Source organism: Roseivirga sp. (assembly GCF_965216855.1).
Lineage (GTDB): Bacteria > Bacteroidota > Bacteroidia > Cytophagales > Cyclobacteriaceae > Roseivirga.
This window is the reverse complement of the sequence record NZ_OZ244204.1, coordinates 2,903,124-2,930,071: the sequence shown is the minus strand read 5'-3', so window position 1 is coordinate 2,930,071 and position 26,948 is coordinate 2,903,124. Positions and strand designations below refer to the sequence as shown.

Below are 26,948 nucleotides of genomic sequence, written 5' to 3'. Positions count from 1 at the left end.
CTTATCTAGATTTCGTACTTAGAATACTACTGATGAGATCTGGTGAAATATTAAGATTACCAATCTTAGTTGCGTTCTCAGCCAGCTCGCGGAAACCAATAGCCATTTGCATCTTGGGATCTGTTTTAGTTCCATTGATTGCCATGAGCACCCTCCAGTCCAATTCTTTGAGAGGTTTAATTGAAGCATTTAAAACATAACCTTTTAAGTCTGCCTCTTTCCTTTCATTTTGAACCTTTAGATCAATATAATTCCTCGTCTTCTCCTGTACAGAAACCTGAGTTTCGATCTCCATCTCCTTAATCCTTCGAACATTTTCCTGTTTAACCACTTCCGTCTCCAGTTTCTTCTCAGCAATTTGCCTTTGCTTTTCTTCGATGGCAATCTCCGTTTTCAGTTCGCTTTCCTTTATCATCCGTTCCTGTTCAACAGAAAAGTTTCTTCTCTCATAAATAGCCTTGTCAGCATCCTTTTGAAGCTCCTCACGCTTATGAGCCTCCAATGCTCTTGCCATTTCAGGGGTTGGCTTTATCCCTACTAGGTTAATAGTTAAGACTTCAATACCAAGTTGGTCATATAAAGAGGACTGCAATACCATTTCAAATAGCTGACTTTCTATATCTGTCAGTTTAGTCAAAGCTAGTTTCAACTCGAGCCTTTTCAGAATAGATGAAGCAGATGACTGAAGTTGACCTATGATTCGCTGTTCTAGCTTTTCGAAATCATTGGAGAGGTATTGGCCTTTAGTATTAACTGATAAGTTAAGATTATCTATTACCTTCTTTGGTGAGTTTACTTTATAAGTAACCTGGCCTTGAAGAGTCACTTCCTGATAATCCAGAGTCGTTTCCTGAAACATAAAATGACAGTCACTGCTCGAAAGCGGGACAACACTGATTGAGCTACTAGGAGCAAAATACCAAAACGACAGGCCCTTCCCTTCCTTACGAATTCTCCCATTTTTGAAAAGGAACACATACTGAGATGAGTTAAACTTGGTGTAATTGTAACCTAACATGATCTTATTTTTTAATTTGCGTTATATATACGCAAATATAGTTAAGGTTAATGCGTTAATCCAAACTATTTGCGTAAAAAAAACGCAAATCTATGAGAATTGGCTAAAGCTCGAAGTAAAGGCCGTTTTTCTGATAGGATTTGTATTTACTCATTTGGAATTTAAACAAGCTAGCCGGCCGGCCAGGTCCCTCTTTTCGTTGTTCATCTAATTGTTCAAGAAGTCCAAAGCTTAATATCTTCTTTCTGAAATTTCTCCGATCAATTGGTCTACCAAGAAGAGTAGTGTATAAATTCTCCAACTCGGAAAAGCTGAATTTCTCATTTAGTAATTCAAAACCAATTGGCTCATAGGTAATTTTAGCCCTGAGCCTACTAATTGCTTTATCTATAATTAGCTTGTGATCAAAAGCGAGTTCAGGCAACTTATTTACCCTGAACCATTGTGCTTCTGCGGCATCTGTAGACGGCTTGAGTTCTAATCCTTTAGGCTTTATCAAACCAAAATAAGACACGCTCACAATTCTTGCTCTTGGATCTCTGTCTGGAGCGCCAAATGAGTAAAGCTGTTCAAGATAGTCCACCTGCACTCCAGTCTCTTCCTGTAGTTCTCTCTCTACACCTTCTTCAAGGCTTTCCTCCTCTTTTACAAACCCTCCCGGAAGAGCCCAGAAATCCTTATACGGGTCTACTCCCCTTTTTATTAACAAAATCAGGAGATTATCTGGTGCCTCATAGCCAAAAACGACCGCATCCACAGTCAGAAATATATGCCCTTGCTTCATATGCGTAAAATTAACACATTCTCGACAAATAACTACCTTGCATAAAAAGGTACTGATTATTACAACATATTGATTCAATAGTCGTTATTCAGAACACCACGTCAAAAACTCAATACTATGAATTCCATCAAACAATTCTTTTGGTTCTGTTCGGGAGCCAACATCCCTTTATTAAAACGCTGCCCTACAGAATCTTCGAAGTTTACTGGTATAGGAGCCACTGTATTCTTCACCGGAGTTTTAGCTGCATTATCGGGAGGCTATGCTTTCTATACTGTCTTCGAAAATTCATGGTGGTCTCTTGGCTTTGGTCTGCTTTGGGGCACTATCATTTTTAACCTTGACCGTTTCATTGTCTCCACAATGAAAAAGAGTAAGAAGGGTAAATGGCAGGAATTCCTGATGGCCTCTCCCCGAATACTCCTGGCGGTTATGCTGGCCATTGTCATCTCCAAACCGCTGGAACTTAAAATCTTTTCCAAAGAGATCGACAGAAAGCTGGTACTACTGGAAGAAGACATCTATCAACGAGAAATTGCCTCAATCGATCAGCGTTTCATGGATCAGACTCAATTGCTACAAGCAGAAATTAATGGATTAAAAGCAGAGATTGAGGACAAACGTACTCAGCGCAATACACTGGCAGAAATCGCCAGAAAAGAGGCAGATGGTACCGGAGGTTCTATGCAACGCAATGCTGGCCCCATCTATCAACTGAAAAAAGCGGATGCGGATAAGGCCCAGGTAGAACTGGATGCCAGTCTGCTAAACAATCAGCCTCAAATCGACAGACTTCAAACCGAGCTTGTGAATCTGAACAGCCAAAAGGCCAATGAGCTGGCAGCTATTCAGAGAAACCCCTGGGACGGGATGGCCGCCCAACTGGAAGCATTGCGTCAGATATCACTGGAGAATAGAGCCATTTATCTCGCTAACCTTTTTATCATAGCCCTGTTCATTATGCTGGAGTGTTCTCCTGTTATTGTGAAAATTCTCGCACAACGTGGTCCGTATGATGAACTGCTGGAAATCAGGGAGCACTTCTTTAAGAACCACAACCTGGAAAGAATTGCCCAGATGGATTACGAGACCAAAGAAAGACTTAAGCCATTGCTGGGTTAGTCTTCTATAAAAAAGAGGTTATCTCAAGAGCCCGCTTAACGTCACCCTGAACTTGTTTCAGGGTCTGCATAGATTCTGAAATAAATTCAGAATGACGAGCTCCGGCACTTTTGAGATAACCTCTTTACTTTAAGCTATATGCTTACTTATCTTTTTACTCTCTCCAGATAAACATCACCTCTTTCCATTCTTCCGTGTCTGTGGTATTCGAATTGAACGATCTTTCCATCTTCCATCAACCACACATCATCATCACCTCCGAAGCTTACATGGCTGTTTTTCCATCTTCTGTTGTCTTCATCAAAGATCATTAGTTCTCCGTCTTTGTTGATTCTCCACTCGGCATATTCGCTTTCTCTTTCACCGAAAGCCTCTACCATAATTTTAACTTCTCCATTGCTACGGAAATCCATGTGGATATCAATTTCATCGAGAATATCTGTGACTAAAGAGGTAACCGAACTGGCAATTCTTCTGGCTAACCAGTTTTCGTTTTCCAGGTCTTCTTCGATTTCGTCCATGTCTACGTCAATGACCATACGCCACTCTCCCAGTAAGTCCTTTTCTGTAACTCTTGATTGTGCAAAAGCACCGGTGGAAAGCAGGGTTAAACAAAGTAATGTGATGAGTTTTTTCATTTTGACCTAAGTTTTGATTTGATGTAAGAAAGACGCCATAAATTGTCAAAGGTTACTGAATAGCTTTGGAAAAATGCTCATCGGTCGATAAGTTGCCTCAAAGGAAGGAATTAACAATCCGTTGAAACTGAATTGAACTTCAGTTGAAATGAATGGTTTATCTTTCAGTAAGATAGAGTACGATGAAGGTAAAGCTCGTCAAATCCAAGACCAACGACAGATGGTATTCTGAAGAGAAGCAGAATCTGCTTGGCAAAATATTCCAAGTGCATTTCTCAGAAACCGAATCTAAAAATCTGGAACGTAGCGTTTACGAGATACTTACAGGGAAATATAAGGGACGATTACTTGATGTCAAGGACACTCAAATTGTCATTAAGAAAGTCTAATCTTCTATTGGCAGCTCCTGGAGTTTCTTGCTGCTTCTTACAAATACTCCGTTTCCTCTACCCACTAACTTCCCCTGTTCATTTAGTATTTCCGACTGAGCATGAAAGACGCCTTCTTCTTCACTAATCAATTGGCCTTTAGCAGTTAGTTTACCAGCGACTACCGGTCTCAAAAAGTCCAGGGAGAAACTCTTGGTGACTAAAAAGGCATCGTCTACCTGAGTAGATACTGCAAAATAGGCCGCATCGTCCAACATCTTGAAATAAACGGCTCCATGCATGGCTTCTGCTCCATGATAGTACTCTTCTTGAACCGTCAGACTGTATTCAGCTTTTCCATCACTCAGCTTGAGTTCGGAACTGTCAAAGACCTGTTGATTGATGGGAGCGGAATGGAACAGGCGTATGAGGTATTGATAGTGGTCTTCCTTATTCATAATCAGGAATCAATTCAAACTGAATCAAATGATGCTTGATATGCTTATGGTGTACGAAAAGCCACTCCTTAGCCGTCATTGGTCCTCCATAAGGATGGTTCATGACCTGGTCTGGATGTTCTTCCATCAATTGTAAGAACTTGTCCTTTTCGGCCAGAAGCTTGTCAATAGCTGCCTGTAAATCAGGAGAGCGTAGCGGCACCAGTTCATCATTGCCCACCGGAGATCCTACATTGCGCCTCATGGGGCTATCTTCCATCAGGTAAACTCTGATTCTGGGCCAGTCTTCTTCCTTGGTGATAACGGGGATATTGATTCTACCCAGCGACATCTTAAACACCACAATAAGGTGCTCTATCATGTGCTGAGGAGTCATTTTACCCCATAATGGTTTTTGTTCTGCTGTCAGCTCTGACAAATGCTGAGGCAACTGCTGGTTTAGAAAATTCTCTACAGTTCGTTTCTCCATAAAAAAAGAACCCCGTTCCGGAGTTCGAAACGGGGTATAGTTTATATGTTCTAATTAATCTTCACCCAGGAATGGATATCTATAGTCAACCGGTGGCACAAAGGTCTCTTTGATTAGTCTAGGAGACACCCAACGCAACAGGTTAATCATTGAACCCGCTTTATCGTTAGTTCCTGAGCCTCTGGCTCCACCAAACGGCTGTTGTCCTACTACAGCACCTGTTGGCTTATCGTTGATGTAGAAGTTACCTGCTGATTGCTCCAGCGCCTTCACTCCTACTTCCAGTGCATATCTGTCTTGTGAGAAAATAGCTCCAGTCAATGCGTAGGGAGAAGTCTCGTCAACCAGCTTCAAGGTAGCTTCAAAGTCTTCCGGCTCATATACATAAATGGTAATTACCGGTCCAAAGATCTCTTCACACATGGTAGTGTATTTTGGATCAGTGGTCAGCAATACGGTTGGCTCAATGAAGTAACCTTTCGATTTATCATAGTTACCACCAGCGATTACTTCTACTTTGTCACTTGCCTTAGCGTTATCGATGTACTTAGCAATTTTGTCGAAAGACTTCTCATCAATTACAGCATTGATGAAATTGGTGAAGTCTTCAGTACCTCCCATTTTGAAAGTCTTAAGATCTTCCACCACATAGCTTTTCACTTCTTCCCACATATTTGAAGGAATATAAGCCCTTGAAGCAGCTGAACACTTCTGGCCCTGGAATTCAAAAGCTCCTCTTGAGATAGCTGTTGCCACAGGCTTAGGTAATGCAGACTTATGGGCAATGATAAAGTCCTTTCCACCAGTCTCTCCTACAATTCTTGGGTAAGACTTGTAGTTGTAAATATTCTCTCCAATGGTCTTCCAAATGTGTTGGAACACTCCGGTACTTCCTGTAAAGTGAATTCCACCAAAATCTCTGTGCTTGAAGATGACATCACCAGCAGTTGGTCCGTCAACGAAGAACAGGTTAATTACCCCTGGAGGTACGCCCGCTTCATTAAAGACTTCCATCAACACATTGGCAGAATAGATCTGAGTATATGCTGGTTTCCAAACCACTGTATTACCCATCATGGCCGGAGCTGTTGGCAGGTTACCGGCAATGGCCGTAAAGTTGAATGGAGTCAGCGCGAACACAAAACCTTCCAATGGTCTTTGCTCCACTCTGTTCCAGATACCTGCGGCTGAGTCTGGCTGCTGCTTATAAATCTCAGTCATGTACTGCACATTGAATCTGAGGAAGTCAACGATCTCACAGGCAGAGTCAATTTCGGCCTGGAAAGCGTTTTTAGACTGCCCCAACATGGTAGCAGCATTGATTTTATCTCTGTATGGTCCGGCAATCAGTTCAGCAGCTTTTAGGAAAATAGCAGCTCTGTTTTCCCAGCTCATAGCTCCCCAATCTTTCTTGGCAGCCATAGCTGCATCAATTGATGCCTTAACATGTGAAGCATCTCCTTCTGAGAAATACCCTAAAATATGTTGATGATCATGTGGGGGTGAAAGTGATACTTTCTTTTCGGTTCTCACTTCTTCTCCATTGATGTACATCGGAATATCTATTTGCTTAGAACGAGCCTCGGCAAGAGCTGCCTGCAGACTGGCTCTTTCTTTAGTTCCTGGAGCGTAACTGTTAATTGGTTCGTTCTTCGCTACCGGAACATTAAAAAAACCTGTTGCCATAGTTTACTTTTTAGGGTTATACATTTCTATTGCGGCAAATATAAGAGTTCACCTAGGGATCGAAAACGATTCCCTGATTATAGAATGGATTTGAGTTGTAGAAGGTTCGAAATCTCATGTTGCACCGCAACATTTGTAGCAATTTTGTTGGGGTTGAACCAAACGTGATCCATCTCCACTCTCTTGGCTCCCGCTATATCCGCATCGAGATTATCGCCAATCATCATACAATGAAAAACATCTGCTCCGGTCAATTCCAGTGCCACTTCAAAAATCCGAGGATTGGGTTTTCTCGCTTTGGACGACTCTGATGTAATCACATACCCGAAATAGGGCTCCAGCTTCGAATGTTTGAGTTTACTCTGCTGAATGTCATTAAACCCATTAGTGATTAAGTGCAGCTGGTACTTCCCGGCCAGGTAATCCAATACCTCGAAAGCATGAGGAAATACCGCAGGCTTGGTAGGTGCCAATGCGATATACTCTTTTTCAAGATTTTCGGGCAAGTGCTCCTCAGACACTCTGAGTTTTTGGAAAATCTGTGGAAAGCGCCTCTTCCTGATATCTCCTCTCCCAATGCGATGCTGGTTATACAAATCCCATAAATGGTGATTCACCTCAAAGAAGGTAGCTACCAGCTCCTCTTTGCTGAAGGCATTGAGTTGGGCAAACTGATAATGATCGTAAAGTTCGAAGAGGGCTTCTGATGCATTGGTATCATAATCCCAAAGGGTATGATCGAGGTCGAAGAAAATATGTTGATAATAGCTCAAGTTATCTGTAGAACTCTCTGTTTTGAAAACGGTTTTGAGCCAGCTCCCGATTTGACGCTAAAATTTCGTAAGTCTCCTGATCCTTCTGCAATGTTCCATCCTTGACCAGAAATTCAAAAATACGGTGAATGATTTCCTCCACCTCTTCACGAATACTGTAAAACACCCATTGATCGACTTTTCTGGCATTGATGATCCCCGAGTTCTTAAGGTAAGTGACATGCCTGGAGGTCTTAGTTTGGGTAAAGTCCAGAATATGCTCCAGATCAGAAATAGTCAACTCTCCGTTTCTGTAAAGCAGGTGCAAAATGCGCACACGTGATTCTTCCGAAACTGATTTAAATATCTGGCTACCAAAACTGAGGCTGAAATTCTTAAGACGCATAGCGGGTTAATTCTTGTTAATTTGGGGAGAATAAATCGAATACACCAATCAATTTTCCTTAACTCTTGGTTAAGTTTGTACCGTTCAGAACATCAGAAAGACATATCTATTTGATTTTCTTTACGTTTGTAATCTCAATATGCTGAAAAACCTGAAATACACATTAGCCAAAACTTTCGCTCTGACACTGGTCTTTCTTCTGTGCTTAGGACAGAAATCGCAGGCTCAGGATGGGCCTAAGTTGCAGGTTGTTCAGGTTTCAGGTCTGGTCATGAATTCAGATAGCACAATGACCATTCCCGGAGTACACATTTATGATCAAAGAGGTCGGGGTATTCCTACAGATTTTAAAGGATGGTTCAGTAAGGCATTCATTGCCGGTGACACGCTGACCATTAGTGCCATTGGTTTCAAAAATCAGAAAGTGGTTGTTCCTGATTCCGTTGGAGATCGCGCTACAGTCATCTTCTCTCTGGAAGAAGAAGTGACGCAACTGGCGGATGTTGAGGTTAATCCATTCCCCACAGAAGAACTCTTTAAGGAAGCCATTCTGGCCATGAACCTGACACAAGATCAGGAGAATGTACTCAATAACTATGAGCCTGATATTGTAAGAGAACTGGTAAGAACCATGCCATTGGAAGGTTCCCCCAGTATGAACTATCGGTACATGATGAATCAGCAGTTCCAGAATTTGCAGAACAGTCAGGGTCCCCGCACCAACCCATTGCTCAACCCCTTTGCCTGGGCGCAGTTTATCAACTCTTTGAAAAGGAAGAAGTAAAAATTTAGACTGATCCTGTTGAATTAAACAATTCTCCCAACCTTATTTTACCTTTAGATCTATCAGGTAATCAGTGCCCAGAAGTCGATCTTCCGCATTAGTATACCAGGTTCGATTCTTAGGAATCCGTATTCCATTTTTGATCTCCAACCCCTCCAGCACAATGTACTCTCCATCATTGGCAGCCTCATCATGATAGAACCTATACCCTACCATAGCATAAGTTTCAGGATGGAAATAGAAATACCAGATATCAGATCCTACTTCGGCATCATAGGTAGCTTTTAGTGCCAGAACCTCCTGATTTAGAAACTGAGTTCTCTGAACAACGGGATCAATTTTGGTACCCGGATCATTCAGTTTCATCGGTAAGCCATACAAGTAAGAATAATAGTTTCTCCAGCGTAAGGCCCGCTCGGGTGTCAGGTTCAGGCTATCGGCTTGAATAGAATCTGTAGGCGCCATAAAATTGTAAAGAGCCCTGGTAGAGTCATTCGCATCAACCCAAAATTCGGATAGATTACCTCTGTTGAGTATCTTGATATAAAATGTACTGGCTTCGTTGTCAATAGTCAGCTGACTTCTCCTGACAGGCCTGCCTGGTGTTTCCATATCGATGGTGAGTTGCAACTCCGCCTTTTCCCAGCGGCCGGAAGGGTTATGAAAGGCAAGGGCTCGATCGAGCAATTCCTCACCGCTTATTTCCTGAGCATTGGCCAATCCGAAGGTCATCAGGCCCATCAATAGCATTAGTAGATATCTCATAACTTAAATTAAGTACAATGATTGAAAGGGTCGATTCCACATTGGTAATCCACTTTACATTTCGACATACAAATTCCGAAAAAGCAATGTTAAACCCTTAATAATCCTTAAATCTATAAAGGTGGCTGTCTAATTCTAACAGATGTTCTTATTTTTGCCCACTATCCCGACAAGACTCAATGAATATACCAGCCTGGAGCACGACTTTTTTAGAACCTGTTTTGGCTTTTGCCCTGGTCACCATAGGGTTTAGCATTTATCACTTCGTATCTATCTCCACTGGTGTTAAGTCGAAGTATATCAGTAAGTTTGGCAAAGAAAGAGGTAATACCCGATTTCTCTGGATGACCCGCTACCTGGGTGCCATGACCATTGGTGTTCTTCCTGCCATTTTACTTTTAGTCATTACCGGAAAATCTCTGGAAGATTATGGTGTAGCCTTCAAGAACCATGGACTAAGTCTGGCCTGGATTGGCGGTCTGGCCTGCATTATTATCCCCATGAATTTCTTCAACTCTAAAAAAGAGAAGAACCTTGCTTTCTATCCTAATGTGAGGGAAAAGGAATGGACCAAAAAGATGGTAGCTACGAATGCCTTCAGTTGGGTGGCCTATTTGTTTGGTTATGAGCTAATGTTCAGAGGTCTGTTGCTATTCGCGACTGTACCATTGTTAGGTGAATGGCCGGCCATTATACTCAATGCGGCTATCTATGCCCTGGTACACGTACCTAAAAATCTGGAAGAAACTATTGGTGCCATTCCATTAGGCGTAATTTTGTGTTTAATTACCCTGACCACGGGTACCATTTGGGTGGCTTTCTTCGTCCACATTACATTGGCACTGTCCAACTTCTTCTTCTCGTTGAAGCATCACCCTGAAATGAAAGTGATTTAATGTCGAAAAGAATATTTATAACAGGAGGCACTGGCTTTATCGGCCAAAAGTTAGCCAAAAGTCTGGCTGATGAAGGTCATGAAGTGGTGGCTCTTATCCGTTCAAAGAACAAAGCCAAAGACCTGGAACATGAGAGAATTTCCTTTGTGGAAGGTGATCTGTTCTCGAAAGATGCTCTAAACCAGGGCATGGAAGGTTGCGATGAAGTCTATCACCTGGCCGCTTTTGCCAGCGTATGGGCCAAAGACGATACATTCGAACGGGTTAACATTGATGGCACACTGAACATACTGAATGCTGCCAAGGCACAGGGAGTTAAAAAATCACTGGTTACCTCAACTGCCGGTGTCATAGGCCCGGCCATAGATGGCCCGGTACATGAGGAAACTCCCAGAAAGGTAGATTTCTTCACGCCTTATGAGAGCTCAAAATATGAGTCTGAGCTCAAAATCAGAGAGTACGTTGACCAAGGTCAACATGTAGTGATTGTCAATCCTACCCGGGTTTATGGTCCGGGGCCTCTCAATGTCAGCAACTCCGTGACCAAACTGGTTAAGCAATACATCGAAGGAAAGTGGAAATTCATGCCGGGCGATGGCATGAGCACCGGTAATTATGTTTATGTAGAAGATGTAATTAACGGGCACAAGCTGGCGATGGAAAAAGGAAGGGCCGGTGAACGCTATCTGCTCGGAGGAGAAGATGCTACCTATCACGAACTTTTCGATACCATTGCTGATATTGGAGGTAAGAAACATAAGCTCTACAAGATGCCATTAGGCGTTATGCTCACCTTTGGTAAGATGCAACTCTTCATGGCTGAAAACTTTGGCCGACAACCCATGATTACTCCGGGCTGGGTGAGAAAATATCTTTATGAATGGAGAGTATCGAGCGAAAAAGCCAAAAATGAACTGGGTTATCAGATTACTCCTTTGAAAGATGGAATTCAGGAAACTGTAAACTGGCTGAACAATGAGTAGTCTGGTTTACACATTGGTAACCGGTGCCAGTAATGGTATCGGAAAGGCTTTTGCCGAAGAATGTGCTGCTCGTGGGCAAAATATCTTGCTGGTAGCTTTACCGGAACCTAAACTAGAAGAAGTAGCCAATCATCTCAAAGAAAAATATCCACAACAGGCTTTCCACCACCTGGGTATTAACCTGATGGAGAAGGATGCACCACAACAAATTCTGGACTGGTGTCAAAACCATGATTTCACGGTAGATATTCTGATCAACAATGCCGGCTTGGGTAATTCAGGTCCGTTTACCAGCCTGCCTACGGAATTTTATCAGGGTCAGATGCAGCTTAATATGTTGTCGCTGGTAGGTCTTACGCACCTTTTCTTACCCATGCTATTGGCTAAGCCTAAGGGGTACATTATCAATGTTGCCAGTATGGCCGCATTCTATGACATTCCCTTCAAAGGGATCTATTCAGCCAGTAAAAAGTTTGTCTACTCCTTCTCGCGATCTTTGAACAAAGAGCTGGAAAGCACATCAGTCAATATCACGGTGCTTTGTCCGGCCTCGGTACCCACCAATCCCGATGTGATGCTTCGGGAAAAGGAGTTGGGCCTCATGGCCAGATTAACCAGCCAGACTCCGGAACAAGTGGCTCAATATACCCTTGACAAAATGTATCAGGGTAAACAGGTGGTAATTCCCGGCTTCTTCCCAAGACTCTATAAGCGAATAGGGACCATAGTCCCTTATCGGGCCAGACTGAATATCCTTGCTAAGCAATTCATTAAGAACAGTAAGTAAATACCATTTTGCTTTAACTCCTTTCTATAATCCTTTTAGGGTCTTGATACATGGAAAAAATATCAGTGACGAAAACAGACTGAGCAATAACCCTGTAAATAATTTTGTAAGGCCCTTCGATAACATACCTATGGTCCTGGTTCAATACTCTTAGCTCTTCGACCAAACGGCCACGATGGTAATTCTCCTCGAGCAGTTCGATTCTATTAAGGATGCGATCAACGACCCTTACAGCTACCTCGGCTGAAACTTCTTTAAGAAAATAGTGATAAATATAATTGAGACTTCGTTCTGCCGGGAGGGTAATATTGACAGACTTTGCCTTCAATTCTCACCAGGATTTTACATCGTTCTTCAGTTGAGAGATGCTTTTATGATTACCCATTTCAATGGCCCTGTTTGCTTCTTCCGCTCTTTTTATAAGAGCGTCATTAGAAATTGGAGAACCTTTATCGTAGGCAGATTGATGAATCTCTTCTGCCTTCAACAACAACTTTATTTTCTCCAGTGTCCCTGAGTCCTTAACCTTAAGCAGCTTTTCTATTAACAGAAGTTTTTCGGCATGAACATCCATACTCTAAAATTAAGCATTTTCCACTATTTAGTTACGAGGTCTTCCCATTCATGTTTTACGGTTTTAATTCTTAGTCAGTCTCACTATCTTCTCGGCAATTTGCTCCATGAAGACAGAACAAAAGCCCGAGATTAAATTTTATCACGCGGTATTACCTGTAGCTTTTTTATCTATCATGATTGGCTACGGATTAATCATTAGGCCTCAGTTTCAGGATAAATCCGCATTTCCACTGGAAATTGTATTCCTGGTTTCCTCCCTATTCGTTATCGGTCAATTGTTGATCATGGGATTTCGATGGGACGATATTCTGGCGGCTATTGTGAAAAAACTATCCAAAGGGTTACCCGCCCTACTGATCCTCTTAGCCATCGGCATAATTATCGGTTCCTGGATTATTTCGGGCACCATACCCATGTTCATTTATTATGGCATTAAGCTGATCAATCCCGATTACCTCTATGTACTGGCGTTTATCATCCCCATCATCTTCTCTACACTGACAGGGACTTCCTGGGGCGCTATTGGAACTATTGGAGTAGTATTGATTGGAATTGCTCAGGCAGTCAATGCCGACCTGGCCATTACGGCAGGCGCAATTGTTGGAGGTGCCTACTTTGGTGATAAAGTCTCCCCTCTGAGTGACACCACTAATCTGGCAGCCATGGCTGCTGAAACTGACCTTTATGCGCATATCAGGTCTATGATGAACACGACACTACCTTCCGCCCTCATAGCCATGACCATCTACTTTGTCATTGGTCTTGTGAACCCAATTCATTCAGGAGAAGTGAACAATTTAAAGGTTGAAGAAACTTTAGGCGCTATTGAGCAAATGTTCAACTTCAACATACTACTGCTGATCCCGCCTGCTATAGTCCTCTATGGTTCAATCACCAAAAAGGGAACACTTCCAACTTTGCTCACTTCCTCAATAGTTGCAGCCCTACTGGCATTAATCTTTCAGAACTATAGCCTGGAGCATGTGATTCAAGCACTTAATACCGGTTTTGAAACACCCATGGCCCATTGGGTCGCAGATGTACCCGATAACATTACTACCTTATTCACAAGAGGTGGTCTCTATGAATTAAGTACCGCATTTATGACTGCCATAGTGATCTTCATATTTGTAGGTTCCATTGATATCATAGATGCTATGCCGAGGTTGGTAGACCGTCTTTTTGCTTTTGCCAAAAAGAGACAGTCCGTGATTATATCTTCATTGATAGCTACAGGGTTCACCAACGTCACCACCTCCAATCAAACAGCTACAAGTTTTATTATTGGTGATGCTTTCGCCAAAAAGTACGATCAATATAAAATACCGAGAAAAGTACTTTCACGCTCCATTGAAGATTATGGCACCATGCTGGAAAACTGTATTCCCTGGACGGCCACGGGAGTATTTATTGCCGCAACTTTGGGAGTAGCTGTAGAAGAATACTGGCATTGGCAATTGATGACCATGACCAACCTGATTATTGCGCCATTACTGGCCATTCTCGGGAAAGGCTGTTTTTACCATGAAATTGAATCTAAAAATTGAAAAGATGAGTGATTCCGGAAAGCCATCCGCAGAAACCCTTCTTGCCCATGACGAGGCAAGAAACCCTAATGGAGCAGTGGTACCACCTATCTACCAGAACTCTCTCTTTACGTTTGAGGGTTGGGACGATATTGACAAAGCATTTGACGAACGCCTGGATAGTTTCATTTACAGCCGCGGGAAAAATCCTACGGTAAAACTGGTAGAAGAAAAGCTCGCAGCACTTTGTCATGGTGAAAAAGCGCAGTTATTCCCATCAGGTATGGGGGCCATCTCGGCAGGAATTATGCACTGCGTGAATTCAGGTGATCATATCATCACTATCAAAAATCTATATGGCCCTGCCAATAACTTCATAGCGGCTTACCTCAAGCCTAAATTCAATGTTGAGGTAACTTATGTTTCAGGAAAAGATATAGCAGAGTTTGAAAACGCCCTTCAGGAGAACACCCGACTCATTTACCTGGAAAGTCCCTCATCGGCAGTTTTCTCCTTGCAGGATATTGAAGCTGTAGCAACACTGGCCAAAAGCCGGGGGATCAAAACCATGATTGATAATACCTGGGCAAGCCCGTTATTCCAAAAGCCTCTGGATATGGGGATTGATCTGGAAATGCATTCCTGCTCCAAATACATTGGAGGGCACAGCGATGTCGTTGCCGGAGTGTTGGTTGGATCAAAAGAGGATATTGATGCCATTACCCTGAGAGAATACGAATGGATAGGGGCGAAAATGGCTCCGTTCGAAGCCTGGTTACTGCTGAGAAGCCTGCGCACACTTCCTGTCAGAATGAAGCAACATCAGGAAAATGCCCTGGCAGTAGCCGAGTTTTTAGAGAGCCATCCAAAGGTTCAACTGATCCGTTACCCCGCTGCGAAATCTTTTGATCAGAGAGAACTGGCTGCCAAACAAATGATAGGTTTGACCGGACTCATGGGCTTTCAATTAAAGACTGAAGACCTTGACAAGATCAAGTCTTTTGTCAATGGACTCAAATACTTCCACCTGGGTGTAAGTTGGGGTGGACACGAAAGCCTGATCTATGCTCCAGCCATCAGCTATCTCAAGGAACTAAGTCCCGATCAGTTTGCCGGTTTAGGTATCTCTCTGGGAGACATGAGAATCTCGGTTGGACTGGAAAACAAAGAGGATTTAATCGGTGATTTGGATAAGGCTTTGGAGCTGATTTAGTATTAACCAACTCCAAAGCACTAATCAACAAGCCATCCCCATCTCTTGAAAATGGGCTTCACTTCCTCAGACTGAAGGAAGTCATAGAACGCCTCCACTAGTACACCACTTTTGGCATTATTAGTCAACGCGATTCCACAATCTCTATAAATAGTGTAGCGATCATCCAATTCCACAAACTCGGCTAGTTCAGCATTGGCTACCTGCCAGATATTCCAGGTTAACCAGACATCTATGTCCTGCTGATTCTGCCATTGTGCTTTAGCCATTCTACTATTTGCAGCAAAATAGACAATGTTCTCCCTCAGTTTTTTCAGCTGATCAATGTCCCTGGCCTGTCCAATCATACTCTCCCATACTCCGGTCAAACCAGCTCCATTCACCACCATGAGATTGACACCTTTCTTCTGAAGGTCTTTTATTGAGTGAATCTGTTTTGGATTACCAGGACGAACCAGCAGACCGGATTTCCTGAGATATAAGGGCTTTACTGTCTCCGAATCTATATTTGGAAGTTCCTGAATAAAATGGGTCATCATGAATTCCGCTCCGCTATAAATCAGATCGGCATTCTGCTGAGCTGCCGACTTCCATTGGCCAAAAGGCCCACGAATCACTTTCACATAAACGTGCTCCTGCTCGCTAAACATTTGCGCAGCTTCTGCCATAGCAGGGTAAGGGCCACCAGGCCCATAGACATAAATTGTATCAACCTGGGCCTTCAGACTCATTGTACTGACTAAGACAGCCAACAGGATCAAATTCAATCTCATTTCAACTGAAAGGTTCTTGAAATATTAAATCCAAAGTGAATATCCCCATTGAAGAAGTCGCCCGTTGTTTCGGTCAGGAAACCTTTTTCAATCATCGACTGGGCATTGGTTAAATGAAGCTGAAAAACATGGCCTCCGGTTTCAATATCGAAGCCAATCGCTAAGGCATCTTTCAATCCTGACTGCTTCTTTTGAAGTTGGTAGTAATATTCCACGTTCAGGGATACCCTTGGTGTCAGTTTCATTCTGCCCCCTACCCCGGCTATGTACAAATCGTTTCTGTTTTCATCCGGATATATGGTATTGAAATGCACATAGGAAGGCATCAGCTGCATGGAAAATGAAGGGCTGAATTTTCTGGCAATCAGTACCTGATGGGTATAAGACAATCTGTCTGTGAACATCACCTGATCTTCAAACTCTCTCTCTTTCAGCGTTTTTATGGCCACTGAGGAGAACAAAGTAGCTGAAAAAGGAAATGATTTTGATCCTGTGGCCTGATGCAGAAAAGCATACTTGAAATAGCCATCTAAGGTCTTTTCAAATGAGCTTCTTCCAATGCCAAGGTTAATATGGTCTGTTAATCCGTAATCGAATCCCAGCCGAACATTGGCCTGATCGAGTCCGAAGAATTCGTAAGCCCCACCATTGATTCTACCAAAACGGTGTGAAATCAGAAAGTCGAGATTGTGCTGCCTTCTGGTCTCTACCGTGTGACCGTTAATGAGTCTGGTACCTTTGAAGATCGCTTCAACAGCGAAAGAGCTTACATCAGATTCTTCATCTAAAATTGACAGCAAATCTTCCTGGGCAACAGCCATCGGCCCTGTTAACAGTCCAATGAAGATCATGAGTTTCCAAAGCTTATTCATGCCCTGTCAAATTAAAGTTAGCCGTTACCTCCACCTCTTTGGCAATGTTATTTCTGACCAGCTTGGGGATTTCAATTTTATAATCTGCCACTGTCAGGTTAAACTTTGACTCCACTAGAATGGCATCTGATGTCACTTCAATCTCAGCTTTCATAGTGATCTCTTTGGTGACACCATGTACTGTCATTTTACCCTTGATATCGGCCTGAAACTTGCCATTCTCCTGTAGCTTCTCCGGGTTCTCAATCTTACCAATGAAGGTAGCTTTTGAGAATTTATCGGACTCCATGTAGTTTTCATTGAAGTGCTCTTGCATAAGGGCCTTTTCAAACTGAAATCCCTTAATGAGAATAGATACTGCCACTTCTCCGGATGGCAATTCAATAATTCCCAGTGCAGATTGGTTAATAGCTTCGATGTCTTCCATTGGGGCTGAAGAAAAAAAACGAACGGTACCTGACCTGTCAATCAATCTGGTTTGAGCAAATGAAAGGGAATTGATCAGAAGTAATAGTGATAATATTTTGAAGATGTTTTTCATGGTTTGTTATTCTATGGTGATACAATCGGAGAGTACAACATCGAGAAGGGATCCAGAACATACGCCTTTTACTTTCACGGTCTCTCCGGCTTTTAATTCAGGCTGTCTGCCTGTCAGTAATTCTGCCCTGATATTAACCAGGCCGGTACCTTCTAGAGTCAGTACCCAAAATTCTCCGGTCTCTTTTCCAAGCAAAGTGCCTTCTACCTGAATGACCTTACCCAAATATTTCTCATTCGCCATAGCCTCATCAGTGGCAAAAGCAGTCGATAATTCAGAAGCTTTAAGTATGTATTCAGGCTTCTGCCTGATAGTGCTGTTAGAGGTTCTGTTAAACTGATATAAACCGTAACCGGCACCAATGGCTGCCAGCAATCCGGCAATGATTAATAGTCTTTTCATGATTTCTCTATTAATTGTTTAAAGCGCCATCATTCACCCAGCAGGCAATTGCCGCTATCTCATCATCTGACAAAGGGCCTGATGGTGGCATTGTTTTTTGTGAAGTCCTGAACCTGATTCTGTCAGCATTCTGTTTGATACTGGCAAAATCATTCATTCTGGGACTTATGGCATCGGCATGACAGCCGCTAATGGCACAGTTCGTAGAAATGATTTCGGCCACCCGGTCTCCAAAACTGATTCCTGTGAGTACTGTCACGGACTGGGTAACCTCACAACCCGAAGCATCCCTGGCCACAATCGTGTATTCACCTGCACTCAACTGATCGAAATTACCTGTGGATGTAAAGCTGCTGCCATCAATACTGAAGCTGTATGGCTGAACACCATCAGTGGCTACAATATTGATTTGTCCCAGTGAGGTATCACAACCACTCTCAGATACACTGACATTGATGTTGAGTCCGTCTTCATTAAGAATAGTAACCTCGGTAGTGGCAGTACAGCCATTGGCATCCTGCACAACTACCTGATATGTGCCTGAAGTCAATTCGGTAAAAACTCCTGAATCCTGAAAATTATCTCCATCTACAGAATATCTGTAGGGAGCTTCTCCAAGAGAAGCCAGGACAGTAAGGCTTCCATCGGCAATACCACAATGTGAATTAGCCTGGCTTTGCAGGCTGATACTTAAGGTACTTGACTCACAATCGAATTGCGGGGTGAGCTGGTTATTCTCACAGCTGCTCACAATCAGTACGATCAGAGCTAACCTAAAAATGTTTACTAATGCTTTCATATTTAACTATTTAAGAGCCGGGAGTGACTCCCGGCTCTTTTGTCAACTAACCAAAAACGCCAAACGAATTATTGTGCCTCAGTCAGGCTATTGTTGATAACAGGCCAGACTCCCGGGGCAGGGAAACTGACACCTTTATTATCACCCCGATTGCTATCTTGTCCGAAGTAGTAGACAGGCCAGCCTTTGAAAGTCAATTGCTTTCTGCCAAATACATCGATTTCACCAAAGTCTGCTTTATCCATTGAAGAAGGCAGATCCAACTGGCTCAGGTCTGTGTAATAGATCGGCCATACACCATCATTGCTGAAATCCTGAGCTGTGAAGTTGTTATCATTCCTTGTATCATTGGTGAAGGAATAGAGCGTTCTGCCTTTATCATCAGTAAAGTAAAGTGTGATCTCTTCACCCTGAGTGTAATCACCTTTGTAAGACATACCATCATGACCAACCAATTGCTCATTGGCCTGCATCAGTCCATAGTTTTCTTTGGCAACAAACCAGACATTGTTAAAACCATCGCCTGACACTGTACCGGTAGCTTCCAATTCACCATTGGCATTAGGTGAATAGTAGTATAATGGCCAGCCTTTGTAAGTGGTTTGTTTGGTAGTACCGTCAGATAGGGTGATTTCGCTAAAATCTTCCATGTTCAGATCGCTACCCGCTTCGAGAATGATCTCTTCTTTATGGAATACTGGCCACAGGGCCGCACAACCTCCAGAGCAGTTATTTGCACCATTGGCATCTCTGGCAAAGAAGTATAAGGTCTGACCATCAGTGTCGGTCATGATTTCTCCAAAAGTGCTATTCTGCGCAAGCTTTACTGATGCAGCCGGAGTGGCTTCCGTTGTAGAAGTATTGACAATCGGCCATACACCTGGAGCCGGAAAGCTGACGCCCTTGTTGCTACCTCTGGTCATATTGTCCTGACCGAAGTAGTATAATGGCCAACCTTTAAATGTCAATTGCTGCTGTCCAAAAACTTCGATTGAACCAAAGTCTTCGCTATTAACAATTGATGGTACTGCACCTAAATCTTCAAAGAAGATTGGCCACACACCATTATTGCTGAAATCCTGAGCAGTGAAATTGTTGTCGTTAAAACGATCATTCATAAAGCTGTAAAGTGTTCTACCTTCAGCATCTACAAAAAACATGGTTTCACCATCTCCCTGAGTATAGTTAGAGGTGTAATTATTCCCGTCATGACCTGTCAGTTGAGCATTGGCAATCATGATTGAGTAGTCAGGCTTAGCAGTAAACCACACGTTGTTGATGGCCTCGCCTCCGAATGAACCGGCTGCTTCTACTTCACCATTTCCAGCGGAAGAGTAGTAATACAGAGGCCAGCCTTTATAAGTAGTCTGTAATTCACCATCAGTTCTGGTAATTTGTCCAAAATCAGCCTGGTCTAAACCAGCGCCAATCTCAAGGTTCTCTACATAAAATGTAGGCCAGATCTGAGAGCATCCATCAGTACACTTGCTGGTACCGTCAAAGTCTTTGGAGAAGAAATAGAGAGCCCTGCCCTGGTCATCGGTCATTACCGTTCCCAATTGTTGATTGGTACTGAGTTGAACACCTGAAGCCAGTCCGGCAGTTGGTTCTGTTTCTACATCATCGTCATTTTTACAGCCTGTTACCTGCAAGACAAAAGCAGCAAGCAAGACTGTGAGCAATAATTGAATTCTAGTTTTCATTATACATTAGTTTTAATTAGGCATAGTTCTTCTGTTCTCACAAAGCATAAATCTTTGTAAGTATCTGTTTTTTAAATACTTATACTGAAATTAGATCTAACCCTAGCTCATATAGTTATTGGTCAGCTCTTGAAAAGATGTTGTAGGTTAAACCCACATTGACCCCTGAAGACAGGAGGTTCACATTTCCGTGCCCCAAGGGTTTAATAGAGGTCTTGAAGTAAGGCTCTACCATTAATGAGTATCTGTCAGAAAGGCGATGCGCATAGGTAAAGGAGAAGTTTAGTCCTGCAGCAAAATGCCGGTTCGCATTCTTCCCTTCCCAACCTTGAATCAGATCAGGCTCATTTACATTGTAGTAATAATTATATTCTTCATTCAGAAACAGATATGAGGACAAGCCCAGGTTTGTCCAGATATCTCCCCGATTGGTCTTTAATACCTTCCAACTCACTGACACTGGAATTTCCAATACCAGACAGCGAGCATCAATGGAATTAGGTTCAATGCCCCTGGTCCAGTATCCGGATCTGGGTAAATACTCTCCTTGACCGGCACGATAGACCTTATTATTTAAAGCCAGTCCGGCACGAACGCTTAGTCTATCTCCGAAGTGTCGGCTAACAAGGACACCAAAAGATTCTCCGATACTGTTATAGAGTTCTGAAAAATTGGTACTGTTAAAGTCTGGTGCTGCAATGACAGATATTGACCATGTTTTCTTTGGCAGCGTATCCTCCTCAGAGGCCCGCAGGGCATTGATTGTATCATATGGATACTGAAGATTCACTTCTCCTAAACCATAAGCATTCAGAATTATTGGGGCCTTTGTAAAAGTGAAATATACTGGTCTGTCTGTTCCCTCACCCAAAACCTGACTTTCCGGATTGGCTGTTTCCATAACCTCACTTCTGACATCAGTCATATAGCTGCTTGTCTGTCTGTCTTTGGTTACAATAATTTGGGTGGGTTCATCTGTAAGCTTTTGATTGGCAGCTGTATTATTTAAATGTTGATCTGCATCTCTTTCTGTGGCCAAAGGCTGTCCAATCTTAATCTCTACATCGGCACTTAGCGTATCTTCAGGGACAACAGGAATTACCGACTCTTTTCCATTGGTGTCTTCCAGATTTCCTCTCATAGGCTGCAAATACCAGCCAATTAAGAAGGTGAGCAGCGGAATAACAATGAAGCCAATCACCTTTCTGAATCTGGTCCAGAAACCTACCCTCCTCGGCAATTCATTATCCAGTCTTTCAGACATTTTCTCCCATTGCTCTTCTTCGAATGGAAATTCTTTGTCTTTCAGACGATTGATAAAGAACTTTTCAATATCGTTTCTCTCTTCTTCCATCAGATCGTTTCAAAGTAGACGTCCAAATATTGCTGCAACTTCTTCTTGGCCCGTGCATAATTAGATTTTGATGTACCGACCGAAATACCCAGTATTTCGGCAATCTCATCATGCTGATAACCTTCAATTGCCCTAAGATTGAAAACTGTCCTGTATCTGGCAGGCAGCTTCCTGACTATCTCCAGTATTTCTTCATAGGCAATGTCTTCTTCGACTGATTGTCGAGACTCAAAGTCTGTGGAATCATCAATTCGTGTTTCCATGGCCATGAGCTTTTCCTTCTTTCTAAAACTATCTATAGCCGTATTAATCAGAATCCGGGTAAACCAGGGTTTGAATGGTTTATCGAGTTGGTAACCCTTAATATGTTTAAACACCTTCATAAACCCATCATTCATTATTTCCTGCGCCTCTTCCTTGGAGTCTGAATACCTCATACAGATGCCCATCGCATAACCATAGAAACTTTTGTATAGCTCCTTTTGACTGGCTCTGTCCTGCTCTTTGCAACCTTTTATAAGTTTCTCAATTCTGAGCATTTCTTGTGAGGTGTGTTGGTTTTAATTATTCGGCCTTACTATTCAATACCAGCCACTATGAAGAATTGGTTGCGTGACAAAAAAATAATTTTTCAAAAGTGGAGAAAACCACCTTAAACCAAAAAGAAAAGGCCATCATTGCTGATGGCCTTCCCTGATTTATATATAGGTAGACTAGTTGTCTAATAAGTATCTCGAAAAGCTTCGACCGTTTACTTCGGCATACTTGGTAATGATATCCCATCTTACTTCCATGTCTTTCAAGTCGAAATCACCTCTTACTTTAGTGTATTTCATATCGAGTGAGCGCTCGAATTTGGCCGCTTTAAAACTGGCTCCATCTCTGAACTTGGTGTATTTAAAAATAGCGTCTTCATCGAACAATGTATTAGAGAAGTCTGCTTTGTATTCGAACTCAGCATATTTGAAGGTAGTTTCATCATCGAAAGTTGAACCCGCAAAAATGGCCTCTCCTTCAAAGTTTGAGTACTTGAACATAGCATCACGCTTAAACTGGCACTTCTCAAACCTTACATCTCTTTCGAAATCAGCTGTAAAAGTGTACTCTGAACGATTGTCATGATAATAGGCTATCACATCATCTTCGAAAGTACAGTTCACGAATGAGATTTTGGATTCTACCAGTTCGTTGACGGTATTGTCTCCACCGTCTCTCCACCATTTGCGTCTCACCGGCAAGTCAGGAAGCTTTTCTTCCATAAATGTGAGATCGAGCTTACCCACAACAGTTACATTGGTATAGTTAATATCCTCTCCCTTTTTAATAGCCGCCATAATATCAGAAGCATTGACCGTGGTTTGAGCCTTTGCTGAAGTAGCAAATAAGCAAAAGAGAAGTGTTAGTAGTGTCGTTTTTAAGAGTTGTTGTTTTTGCATGACCTTTTTAGTTTGTGATTTTACTTTAGACTGATAAATAGTGAATTCGTTACACCAGCCATACAACAAGGATGGGCATCTTATGGGAATAGTTGCATGGAGAGCAAAAAAAGAAGGCTGATCCGGCACTCACTTACAGTGATAAACCAGAGCAGCCCTCTGCTGATTCTTTATCAATTCGACTATTCAGTCGCTTCTTGTTCTCCTTTGTAAATGATTACACCATTGGCTACAAAGGCTAATTCTTCTTTAGGCTCGGTAATCGCCAAAATTTCCTCTTCAGGCTTTCCTGCATCAGCAGCATAGTGCTTCAAGGTTTCCACATCCGTCAGCGTTTTGGTTACTACCCCTTCAATCAGCGCATAGTTACCTTCCATTCCTTCTTTTGGCACAAAGAAACCATAGTCCTTAAAGGTAACTCTCATTTCTTCACCGTTAGGGAGTACCAGATTCATCCAGCACCCTTTCATGGCGCAGCTAGCAGTGATTTCACCTTTTACTTTTACCATTACTGAATCAGAACCATTTAACTGTGCCATCATGTCGTTGACAGAGATTGCACCCTCTTCTGAAATTTCAGCACCATAAGTACCCACAACATCAGCTTTTGCTTCTTGTTGCTCTTCCTTTTTTTCCTGGCAAGCCCATACCAACATTACCATTAGGGCTGCAAAAAATACTTTCTTCATGTTGTTCTAGTTTGTGGCGAATTTAATAACAACTTGTGCTTCAGACTAATAAAGACTCAAATTTCATCAGCACTAGTGATTTTTTCTCAAGGCTTCGATGGACTGTTTAAGAAATTCAAGTGCTTCCTCTGGTGTAGCTATTGAAGCACCTTCACTAAACATCTCTCCTCTCCCACGCATGAGCCATTCGGCAGATACCTGTTTGCCATCAAGTTCAAGCGCCAATAGTTTTTCCAGAACAGGACCACTAGGATAACTCATTCTTCCTTTGGGATTGACAATGTTAAACATCACCGAAGAGCTAACACCCAATCTTTTGGCAAAGCCACTTTCACTATCGCCAAAGGCTTTGATGATTTCTGTAATTCTAACGTTGATAGACATGAATTGGTAAAATTATACGTTTCGGGCTAAAATCCTTTGAGATCAATGTGCCCTGAACAAGCCGAATGCCAAAGGGTTTATTATTTTTGCCATCACGCGTTGAACATGAGGAAAAAAGGCCAGTCCATTTTTATTAGCTCACTACTACTCTTTATCTCCATTTATAGCCTGGAGATACCGAAACGGGCTTTCCGTATGTATGAACGTGGAGATATTGAAAAGACTATTGAGGCCCTTGACAAATCTCTGGAGAAAGACAGTTTAAATCCCGCAGCTTACTACCTCTATTCAGTTTTACATACCGATACAGCTTATCAGGAATATGATGTCGATGAAGCCTATGACTTTGTAGTCAAAGCCATTGGGCAGTATAAAACCGTTACTGATCCGAAAGATCTGGAAGACCTCAATGAACTAATGGTTGATTCAGCTCATATGGAGCAGCAGAAAGACCTGATCGACAGCCTGAAATTCGAAATGGTAAGGCAGGTTCATACCATAGATACCTACGAGGCCTTTATTGATCGCCATAACGATGCCAGGCAAATTCCCCGGGCTATTGAAGGTATTCACAGTATTGCCTACTTAGGTACCCAGGCAGTTCATACCTGGGAGTCATATAAAGAGTTCATGGACACCTTTCCCGAAGCACAGCAATTCAGCGAAGCGGATTCTCTATACAAACTGCTGATCTATCAGGAACGCACTGCTGATGGTAAGCTGGAATCTTATAAAGGTTTTCTGGAAGAATTTCCCGGCACGCCCTATCGGGATGAAATCGTACCGGAGATTTTCAAAATTGCCACAGCCTCTAATCGCATTGCTGACTATGAAGGTTTTCTAAGAGAATATCCGTCAGAAGAATTCCAGCAGATTGCCTATCAACGCATATATCACATTTTCAAAGAAAAGTATGGTAGTGAGGAGTTTCTTAACTACTTCCCCTCTTCAGAGTTAGCAGACTCGATCAAAGAAGTTCAGGCACTGGAGGCTGGGTTCTGGATTCCCAAGCTAACCGATAATCAGATAGAGTTTGTCGATTCAGACGGACAGTCCAAGCTAAAGACCAAGCTCACAGCTATCCCTAAAAACTGTCTTTGCGAGCCTATTACAGATGATTTTGTAGTTGGTAGCTATTATGAGCAAAGTGCCATCATAGCCCGAAACGGACAATTGCTTTACACTGGTGATTTTGACAATGCCAGGGATGCAGGATACGGGTTCATTGTGCTGGAGAGTGAGGCTGGTGAACAACTGATCCATAAGTCAGGTGAAATGATCATTGAGCAGCCTCAGGAATCAATCACCCTAATAAATGAAAGTCTGATCAGAACTTTTCAGAGAGGCTTCTATGGTTTACAAAGTATTCACAAACTTCCTTACCTGGAAAATGAGTTTGTACAGATAGATACCCTTGGCCAACTCTTGTGGCTCGAAAAGGAGGACGGCATTGCACTCATTTCTCCCGAAATCTTAATCCCGGCATTAGACGGCCAGTCGATCCCATTAGAGTTCGCCTATGACGATGTAGCCGTTCTTGACAACGGTCGTATCTGGGTGAGCAGAAATAATCAGGAGGCCATTCTGGATGATCAACTAAGGAGTATTATCCCATTCGGTGACTATGCCATTTATGACGAAGCCTATGGCTGGAGAATCAAGAGCAAAGAAGGCACAAGGATTTTACATGATCAATATCCACAGTTAAGAACGAGGCAGTATAAAGAGGTAAAGAGTAACCAGCAATGGCTGGCCCTCAGAGAAAACGATCAGTGGAAACTATATGATCAAATGGGCAATATTGATCCACAGGAAGGTATCGACTCGCTATCCTTTCTGGGTGAAAATATCGTCATGTTGCAAAAGGGAAATCGGTTATTGGCTCAGTTCAAGAATGGTAAGCAGCTGACTATGGAGAAGGACTGGTCGTATAAGTTGTTGGTTCCTCAGAACTATATCAAGACCGGAGAGCCTGCCATTCATGACTACTTCATGCTCTCCAATACCAAGAACTTCAGAAAGATCTATAATGCCTATGGTCGTGAAATTCTGGCAGCCACCTTCAACGAAGTAGTGGCACTTGGACCAAATATGCTGCGCTTACAAAAACGCAATGCAGCCCTGGCCGACAGTACAGGTCATTACCTGCTGAATTTTGTTTATGACGGAATTGGTTCGAATGACAATGGCTACGTAAGCACTTTGGACAAAGGCAAGTTTGGGGTGATTAATCCTGCCCGACAAATCAACATTGCTCCTGAATATGAAAAGTTGCTTGAACCATACTCCGACACCGTCTTACTGGCAGTGAAAGAACGCTACAAAGGATTTATCACGAACAAAAATAAGGTACTCACCGCCTTCGAATTTGATGAGGTAACTTATTTCAACGACTCCATAGCATTAGTCAGAATTGACAATGAATGGCTTCTGGAGAACATTCGCAATGAAGAAATTCTATACGAACGCATAACGGATTTAGAAATCATTGATGTTGGAGAAGAAGACAAAACACTCTTCATTAATACTGAAAGCGGACAAGGCATTTACAGCGAGACCATGGGTGAAATTATTGAGCCTACCTATACCTTCATTAAGATATTAGGCACTCAAAAAGACCCGATCTACTTTGCTGTAAAACTGGTTGCCGAAGCCAACATTTATGTAGTCATTTATTACGACAAAAAGGGTAATAAACTCTTCACACAAAGTTTCAGACAGGAAGAGTATTTTAAAATAGCTTGCCCCAGCAATTGATAAAGAA

31 protein-coding genes are annotated in these 26,948 nt (G+C 42.5%); 9 read left to right on the top strand and 22 right to left on the bottom strand.

Annotated features, from left to right (window positions below; genetic code table 11):
• Window position 1 precedes the first annotated feature (1 nt).
• Both ACOOEY_RS13030 and ACOOEY_RS13025 read right to left on the bottom strand, forming a co-directional pair.
• Window positions 2-1,018, bottom strand: coding sequence for an SPFH domain-containing protein (locus ACOOEY_RS13030; RefSeq protein ID WP_420385156.1), 1,017 nt, complete (start codon window positions 1,016-1,018; stop codon window positions 2-4).
• Window positions 1,019-1,121: 103 nt separating this feature from the next.
• A complete protein-coding gene (locus ACOOEY_RS13025; protein WP_420385155.1) occupies window positions 1,122-1,802 on the bottom strand; it encodes an NUDIX hydrolase in 681 nt (226 codons plus the stop codon).
• 117 nt (window positions 1,803-1,919) lie between these two features.
• Here ACOOEY_RS13025 and ACOOEY_RS13020 point away from each other — a divergent pair, with 117 nt between their 5' ends.
• Complete coding sequence (locus ACOOEY_RS13020) at window positions 1,920-2,924, top strand: DUF4407 domain-containing protein (protein WP_420385154.1); 1,005 nt, start codon at window positions 1,920-1,922, stop codon at window positions 2,922-2,924.
• Between the two features lie 146 nt (window positions 2,925-3,070).
• Here the strand turns inward: ACOOEY_RS13020 and ACOOEY_RS13015 are convergent, their stop codons facing one another.
• Window positions 3,071-3,562: a hypothetical protein gene (locus tag ACOOEY_RS13015; protein ID WP_420385153.1), complete on the bottom strand. Its 492-nt coding sequence runs from the start codon at window positions 3,560-3,562 to the stop codon at window positions 3,071-3,073.
• A gap of 182 nt (window positions 3,563-3,744) precedes the next feature.
• On the opposite strand from ACOOEY_RS13015, the gene ACOOEY_RS13010 reads away from it, so the two are divergent.
• Complete coding sequence (locus tag ACOOEY_RS13010; protein WP_420385152.1) at window positions 3,745-3,951, top strand: hypothetical protein; 207 nt, start codon at window positions 3,745-3,747, stop codon at window positions 3,949-3,951.
• Here the strand turns inward: ACOOEY_RS13010 and ACOOEY_RS13005 are convergent.
• From ACOOEY_RS13005 to ACOOEY_RS12985, 5 genes are all read right to left on the bottom strand, one after another.
• Window positions 3,948-4,388, bottom strand: a complete 441-nt coding sequence (locus ACOOEY_RS13005; protein ID WP_420385151.1) for a PaaI family thioesterase — start codon at window positions 4,386-4,388, stop codon at window positions 3,948-3,950. The two genes, ACOOEY_RS13010 and ACOOEY_RS13005, sit on opposite strands and share 4 nt — an antisense overlap.
• Window positions 4,381-4,857 carry a DinB family protein gene (locus ACOOEY_RS13000; protein ID WP_420385150.1) on the bottom strand — a complete coding sequence of 159 codons (477 nt, stop codon included), beginning with the start codon at window positions 4,855-4,857 and terminating at the stop codon, window positions 4,381-4,383. The genes ACOOEY_RS13005 and ACOOEY_RS13000 overlap by 8 nt, the downstream gene beginning before the upstream one ends.
• A 54-nt stretch (window positions 4,858-4,911) precedes the next feature.
• A complete protein-coding gene (gene pruA, locus ACOOEY_RS12995) occupies window positions 4,912-6,543 on the bottom strand; it encodes an L-glutamate gamma-semialdehyde dehydrogenase (protein WP_420385149.1) in 1,632 nt (543 codons plus the stop codon).
• A 77-nt stretch (window positions 6,544-6,620) separates the two neighbouring features.
• The gene (locus ACOOEY_RS12990) at window positions 6,621-7,316 is read right to left on the bottom strand and encodes a YjjG family noncanonical pyrimidine nucleotidase (protein ID WP_420385148.1); all 696 of its coding nucleotides are present in this window, start codon (window positions 7,314-7,316) and stop codon (window positions 6,621-6,623) included.
• Between the two features lies 1 nt (window position 7,317).
• Window positions 7,318-7,701 carry a metalloregulator ArsR/SmtB family transcription factor gene (locus tag ACOOEY_RS12985; protein WP_420385147.1) on the bottom strand — a complete coding sequence of 128 codons (384 nt, stop codon included), beginning with the start codon at window positions 7,699-7,701 and terminating at the stop codon, window positions 7,318-7,320.
• A gap of 139 nt (window positions 7,702-7,840) precedes the next feature.
• On the opposite strand from ACOOEY_RS12985, the gene ACOOEY_RS12980 reads away from it, so the two are divergent.
• On the top strand, window positions 7,841-8,485 hold the full coding sequence (locus ACOOEY_RS12980) for a carboxypeptidase-like regulatory domain-containing protein (protein ID WP_420385146.1): 645 nt from the start codon (window positions 7,841-7,843) through the stop codon (window positions 8,483-8,485).
• Between the two features lie 42 nt (window positions 8,486-8,527).
• On the opposite strand, the gene ACOOEY_RS12975 is transcribed toward ACOOEY_RS12980, so the two are convergent.
• The gene (locus tag ACOOEY_RS12975) at window positions 8,528-9,250 is read right to left on the bottom strand and encodes a DUF6503 family protein (protein ID WP_420385145.1); all 723 of its coding nucleotides are present in this window, start codon (window positions 9,248-9,250) and stop codon (window positions 8,528-8,530) included.
• Between the two features lie 179 nt (window positions 9,251-9,429).
• On the opposite strand from ACOOEY_RS12975, the gene ACOOEY_RS12970 reads away from it, so the two are divergent.
• From ACOOEY_RS12970 to ACOOEY_RS12960, 3 genes are read left to right on the top strand one after another with little or no spacing between them, the layout of a single operon-like run.
• On the top strand, window positions 9,430-10,146 hold the full coding sequence (locus tag ACOOEY_RS12970) for a CPBP family intramembrane glutamic endopeptidase (protein ID WP_420385144.1): 717 nt from the start codon (window positions 9,430-9,432) through the stop codon (window positions 10,144-10,146).
• Window positions 10,146-11,129 carry an SDR family oxidoreductase gene (locus tag ACOOEY_RS12965; RefSeq protein ID WP_420385143.1) on the top strand — a complete coding sequence of 328 codons (984 nt, stop codon included), beginning with the start codon at window positions 10,146-10,148 and terminating at the stop codon, window positions 11,127-11,129. The genes ACOOEY_RS12970 and ACOOEY_RS12965 overlap by 1 nt, the downstream gene beginning before the upstream one ends.
• Window positions 11,122-11,916: an SDR family NAD(P)-dependent oxidoreductase gene (locus ACOOEY_RS12960; protein ID WP_420385142.1), complete on the top strand. Its 795-nt coding sequence runs from the start codon at window positions 11,122-11,124 to the stop codon at window positions 11,914-11,916. The genes ACOOEY_RS12965 and ACOOEY_RS12960 overlap by 8 nt, the downstream gene beginning before the upstream one ends.
• Before the next feature lie 13 nt (window positions 11,917-11,929).
• On the opposite strand, the gene ACOOEY_RS12955 is transcribed toward ACOOEY_RS12960, so the two are convergent.
• Together ACOOEY_RS12955 and ACOOEY_RS12950 are read right to left on the bottom strand one after the other, a co-directional pair.
• Window positions 11,930-12,244, bottom strand: coding sequence for a type II toxin-antitoxin system RelE/ParE family toxin (locus ACOOEY_RS12955; protein ID WP_420385141.1), 315 nt, complete (start codon window positions 12,242-12,244; stop codon window positions 11,930-11,932).
• 3 nt (window positions 12,245-12,247) lie between these two features.
• Window positions 12,248-12,490, bottom strand: a complete 243-nt coding sequence (locus ACOOEY_RS12950; protein WP_420385140.1) for a hypothetical protein — start codon at window positions 12,488-12,490, stop codon at window positions 12,248-12,250.
• A gap of 106 nt (window positions 12,491-12,596) precedes the next feature.
• On the opposite strand from ACOOEY_RS12950, the gene ACOOEY_RS12945 reads away from it, so the two are divergent.
• Window positions 12,597-14,039 carry a Na+/H+ antiporter NhaC family protein gene (locus tag ACOOEY_RS12945; RefSeq protein ID WP_420385139.1) on the top strand — a complete coding sequence of 481 codons (1,443 nt, stop codon included), beginning with the start codon at window positions 12,597-12,599 and terminating at the stop codon, window positions 14,037-14,039.
• Between the two features lie 4 nt (window positions 14,040-14,043).
• A complete protein-coding gene (locus ACOOEY_RS12940; RefSeq protein WP_420385138.1) occupies window positions 14,044-15,231 on the top strand; it encodes a trans-sulfuration enzyme family protein in 1,188 nt (395 codons plus the stop codon).
• A gap of 20 nt (window positions 15,232-15,251) precedes the next feature.
• Here the strand turns inward: ACOOEY_RS12940 and ACOOEY_RS12935 are convergent, their stop codons facing one another.
• The 11 genes from ACOOEY_RS12935 to ACOOEY_RS12885 form a co-directional block, all read right to left on the bottom strand.
• Entirely contained in the window at window positions 15,252-15,962 is a 711-nt protein-coding gene (locus ACOOEY_RS12935) for a substrate-binding domain-containing protein (RefSeq protein WP_420385137.1), read from the bottom strand.
• 38 nt (window positions 15,963-16,000) lie between these two features.
• Window positions 16,001-16,876, bottom strand: a complete 876-nt coding sequence (locus tag ACOOEY_RS12930; RefSeq protein ID WP_420385136.1) for a DUF5777 family beta-barrel protein — start codon at window positions 16,874-16,876, stop codon at window positions 16,001-16,003.
• Entirely contained in the window at window positions 16,869-17,417 is a 549-nt protein-coding gene (locus tag ACOOEY_RS12925; RefSeq protein WP_420385135.1) for a YceI family protein, read from the bottom strand. The genes ACOOEY_RS12930 and ACOOEY_RS12925 overlap by 8 nt, the downstream gene beginning before the upstream one ends.
• A 6-nt stretch (window positions 17,418-17,423) precedes the next feature.
• A complete protein-coding gene (locus ACOOEY_RS12920) occupies window positions 17,424-17,819 on the bottom strand; it encodes an OB-fold protein (RefSeq protein ID WP_420385134.1) in 396 nt (131 codons plus the stop codon).
• 10 nt (window positions 17,820-17,829) lie between these two features.
• Window positions 17,830-18,618 (bottom strand): c-type cytochrome, encoded by a 789-nt coding sequence (locus ACOOEY_RS12915; protein WP_420385133.1) that lies wholly within the window; start codon window positions 18,616-18,618, stop codon window positions 17,830-17,832.
• Window positions 18,619-18,686: 68 nt separating this feature from the next.
• Window positions 18,687-20,321, bottom strand: a complete 1,635-nt coding sequence (locus tag ACOOEY_RS12910) for a hypothetical protein (RefSeq protein ID WP_420385132.1) — start codon at window positions 20,319-20,321, stop codon at window positions 18,687-18,689.
• A 115-nt stretch (window positions 20,322-20,436) separates the two neighbouring features.
• Window positions 20,437-21,675, bottom strand: a complete 1,239-nt coding sequence (locus ACOOEY_RS12905) for a hypothetical protein (protein WP_420385131.1) — start codon at window positions 21,673-21,675, stop codon at window positions 20,437-20,439.
• Window positions 21,675-22,214 (bottom strand): RNA polymerase sigma factor, encoded by a 540-nt coding sequence (locus ACOOEY_RS12900; protein ID WP_420385130.1) that lies wholly within the window; start codon window positions 22,212-22,214, stop codon window positions 21,675-21,677. Before ACOOEY_RS12900 ends, ACOOEY_RS12905 begins: the two co-directional genes overlap by 1 nt.
• A 174-nt stretch (window positions 22,215-22,388) precedes the next feature.
• Window positions 22,389-23,111, bottom strand: a complete 723-nt coding sequence (locus ACOOEY_RS12895) for a pentapeptide repeat-containing protein (RefSeq protein WP_420385129.1) — start codon at window positions 23,109-23,111, stop codon at window positions 22,389-22,391.
• A 182-nt stretch (window positions 23,112-23,293) separates the two neighbouring features.
• Complete coding sequence (locus ACOOEY_RS12890; RefSeq protein ID WP_420385128.1) at window positions 23,294-23,800, bottom strand: DUF4920 domain-containing protein; 507 nt, start codon at window positions 23,798-23,800, stop codon at window positions 23,294-23,296.
• A gap of 72 nt (window positions 23,801-23,872) precedes the next feature.
• Window positions 23,873-24,184: a hypothetical protein gene (locus ACOOEY_RS12885; protein WP_420385127.1), complete on the bottom strand. Its 312-nt coding sequence runs from the start codon at window positions 24,182-24,184 to the stop codon at window positions 23,873-23,875.
• 105 nt (window positions 24,185-24,289) lie between these two features.
• Here ACOOEY_RS12885 and ACOOEY_RS12880 point away from each other — a divergent pair, with 105 nt between their 5' ends.
• Window positions 24,290-26,941, top strand: a complete 2,652-nt coding sequence (locus ACOOEY_RS12880; protein ID WP_420385126.1) for a WG repeat-containing protein — start codon at window positions 24,290-24,292, stop codon at window positions 26,939-26,941.
• Window positions 26,942-26,948 lie beyond the last annotated feature (7 nt).

Bases quoted from the DNA above. Each gene is read 5' to 3' on its own strand.
- ACOOEY_RS13030 (WP_420385156.1), bottom strand. From the start codon at position 1,018: ATGTTAGGTTACAATTACACCAAGTTTAACTCATCTCAGTATGTGTTC.
- ACOOEY_RS13025 (WP_420385155.1), bottom strand. From the start codon at position 1,802: ATGAAGCAAGGGCATATATTTCTGACTGTGGATGCGGTCGTTTTTGGC.
- ACOOEY_RS13020 (WP_420385154.1), top strand. From the start codon at position 1,920: ATGAATTCCATCAAACAATTCTTTTGGTTCTGTTCGGGAGCCAACATC.
- ACOOEY_RS13015 (WP_420385153.1), bottom strand. From the start codon at position 3,562: ATGAAAAAACTCATCACATTACTTTGTTTAACCCTGCTTTCCACCGGT.
- ACOOEY_RS13010 (WP_420385152.1), top strand. From the start codon at position 3,745: ATGAAGGTAAAGCTCGTCAAATCCAAGACCAACGACAGATGGTATTCT.
- ACOOEY_RS13005 (WP_420385151.1), bottom strand. From the start codon at position 4,388: ATGAATAAGGAAGACCACTATCAATACCTCATACGCCTGTTCCATTCC.
- ACOOEY_RS13000 (WP_420385150.1), bottom strand. From the start codon at position 4,857: ATGGAGAAACGAACTGTAGAGAATTTTCTAAACCAGCAGTTGCCTCAG.
- pruA (WP_420385149.1), bottom strand. From the start codon at position 6,543: ATGGCAACAGGTTTTTTTAATGTTCCGGTAGCGAAGAACGAACCAATT.
- ACOOEY_RS12985 (WP_420385147.1), bottom strand. From the start codon at position 7,701: ATGCGTCTTAAGAATTTCAGCCTCAGTTTTGGTAGCCAGATATTTAAA.
- ACOOEY_RS12980 (WP_420385146.1), top strand. From the start codon at position 7,841: ATGCTGAAAAACCTGAAATACACATTAGCCAAAACTTTCGCTCTGACA.
- ACOOEY_RS12975 (WP_420385145.1), bottom strand. From the start codon at position 9,250: ATGAGATATCTACTAATGCTATTGATGGGCCTGATGACCTTCGGATTG.
- ACOOEY_RS12970 (WP_420385144.1), top strand. From the start codon at position 9,430: ATGAATATACCAGCCTGGAGCACGACTTTTTTAGAACCTGTTTTGGCT.
- ACOOEY_RS12965 (WP_420385143.1), top strand. From the start codon at position 10,146: ATGTCGAAAAGAATATTTATAACAGGAGGCACTGGCTTTATCGGCCAA.
- ACOOEY_RS12960 (WP_420385142.1), top strand. From the start codon at position 11,122: ATGAGTAGTCTGGTTTACACATTGGTAACCGGTGCCAGTAATGGTATC.
- ACOOEY_RS12950 (WP_420385140.1), bottom strand. From the start codon at position 12,490: ATGGATGTTCATGCCGAAAAACTTCTGTTAATAGAAAAGCTGCTTAAG.
- ACOOEY_RS12945 (WP_420385139.1), top strand. From the start codon at position 12,597: ATGAAGACAGAACAAAAGCCCGAGATTAAATTTTATCACGCGGTATTA.
- ACOOEY_RS12940 (WP_420385138.1), top strand. From the start codon at position 14,044: ATGAGTGATTCCGGAAAGCCATCCGCAGAAACCCTTCTTGCCCATGAC.
- ACOOEY_RS12935 (WP_420385137.1), bottom strand. From the start codon at position 15,962: ATGAGTCTGAAGGCCCAGGTTGATACAATTTATGTCTATGGGCCTGGT.
- ACOOEY_RS12930 (WP_420385136.1), bottom strand. From the start codon at position 16,876: ATGAATAAGCTTTGGAAACTCATGATCTTCATTGGACTGTTAACAGGG.
- ACOOEY_RS12925 (WP_420385135.1), bottom strand. From the start codon at position 17,417: ATGAAAAACATCTTCAAAATATTATCACTATTACTTCTGATCAATTCC.
- ACOOEY_RS12920 (WP_420385134.1), bottom strand. From the start codon at position 17,819: ATGAAAAGACTATTAATCATTGCCGGATTGCTGGCAGCCATTGGTGCC.
- ACOOEY_RS12915 (WP_420385133.1), bottom strand. From the start codon at position 18,618: ATGAAAGCATTAGTAAACATTTTTAGGTTAGCTCTGATCGTACTGATT.
- ACOOEY_RS12910 (WP_420385132.1), bottom strand. From the start codon at position 20,321: ATGAAAACTAGAATTCAATTATTGCTCACAGTCTTGCTTGCTGCTTTT.
- ACOOEY_RS12905 (WP_420385131.1), bottom strand. From the start codon at position 21,675: ATGGAAGAAGAGAGAAACGATATTGAAAAGTTCTTTATCAATCGTCTG.
- ACOOEY_RS12900 (WP_420385130.1), bottom strand. From the start codon at position 22,214: ATGCTCAGAATTGAGAAACTTATAAAAGGTTGCAAAGAGCAGGACAGA.
- ACOOEY_RS12895 (WP_420385129.1), bottom strand. From the start codon at position 23,111: ATGCAAAAACAACAACTCTTAAAAACGACACTACTAACACTTCTCTTT.
- ACOOEY_RS12890 (WP_420385128.1), bottom strand. From the start codon at position 23,800: ATGAAGAAAGTATTTTTTGCAGCCCTAATGGTAATGTTGGTATGGGCT.
- ACOOEY_RS12885 (WP_420385127.1), bottom strand. From the start codon at position 24,184: ATGTCTATCAACGTTAGAATTACAGAAATCATCAAAGCCTTTGGCGAT.
- ACOOEY_RS12880 (WP_420385126.1), top strand. From the start codon at position 24,290: ATGAGGAAAAAAGGCCAGTCCATTTTTATTAGCTCACTACTACTCTTT.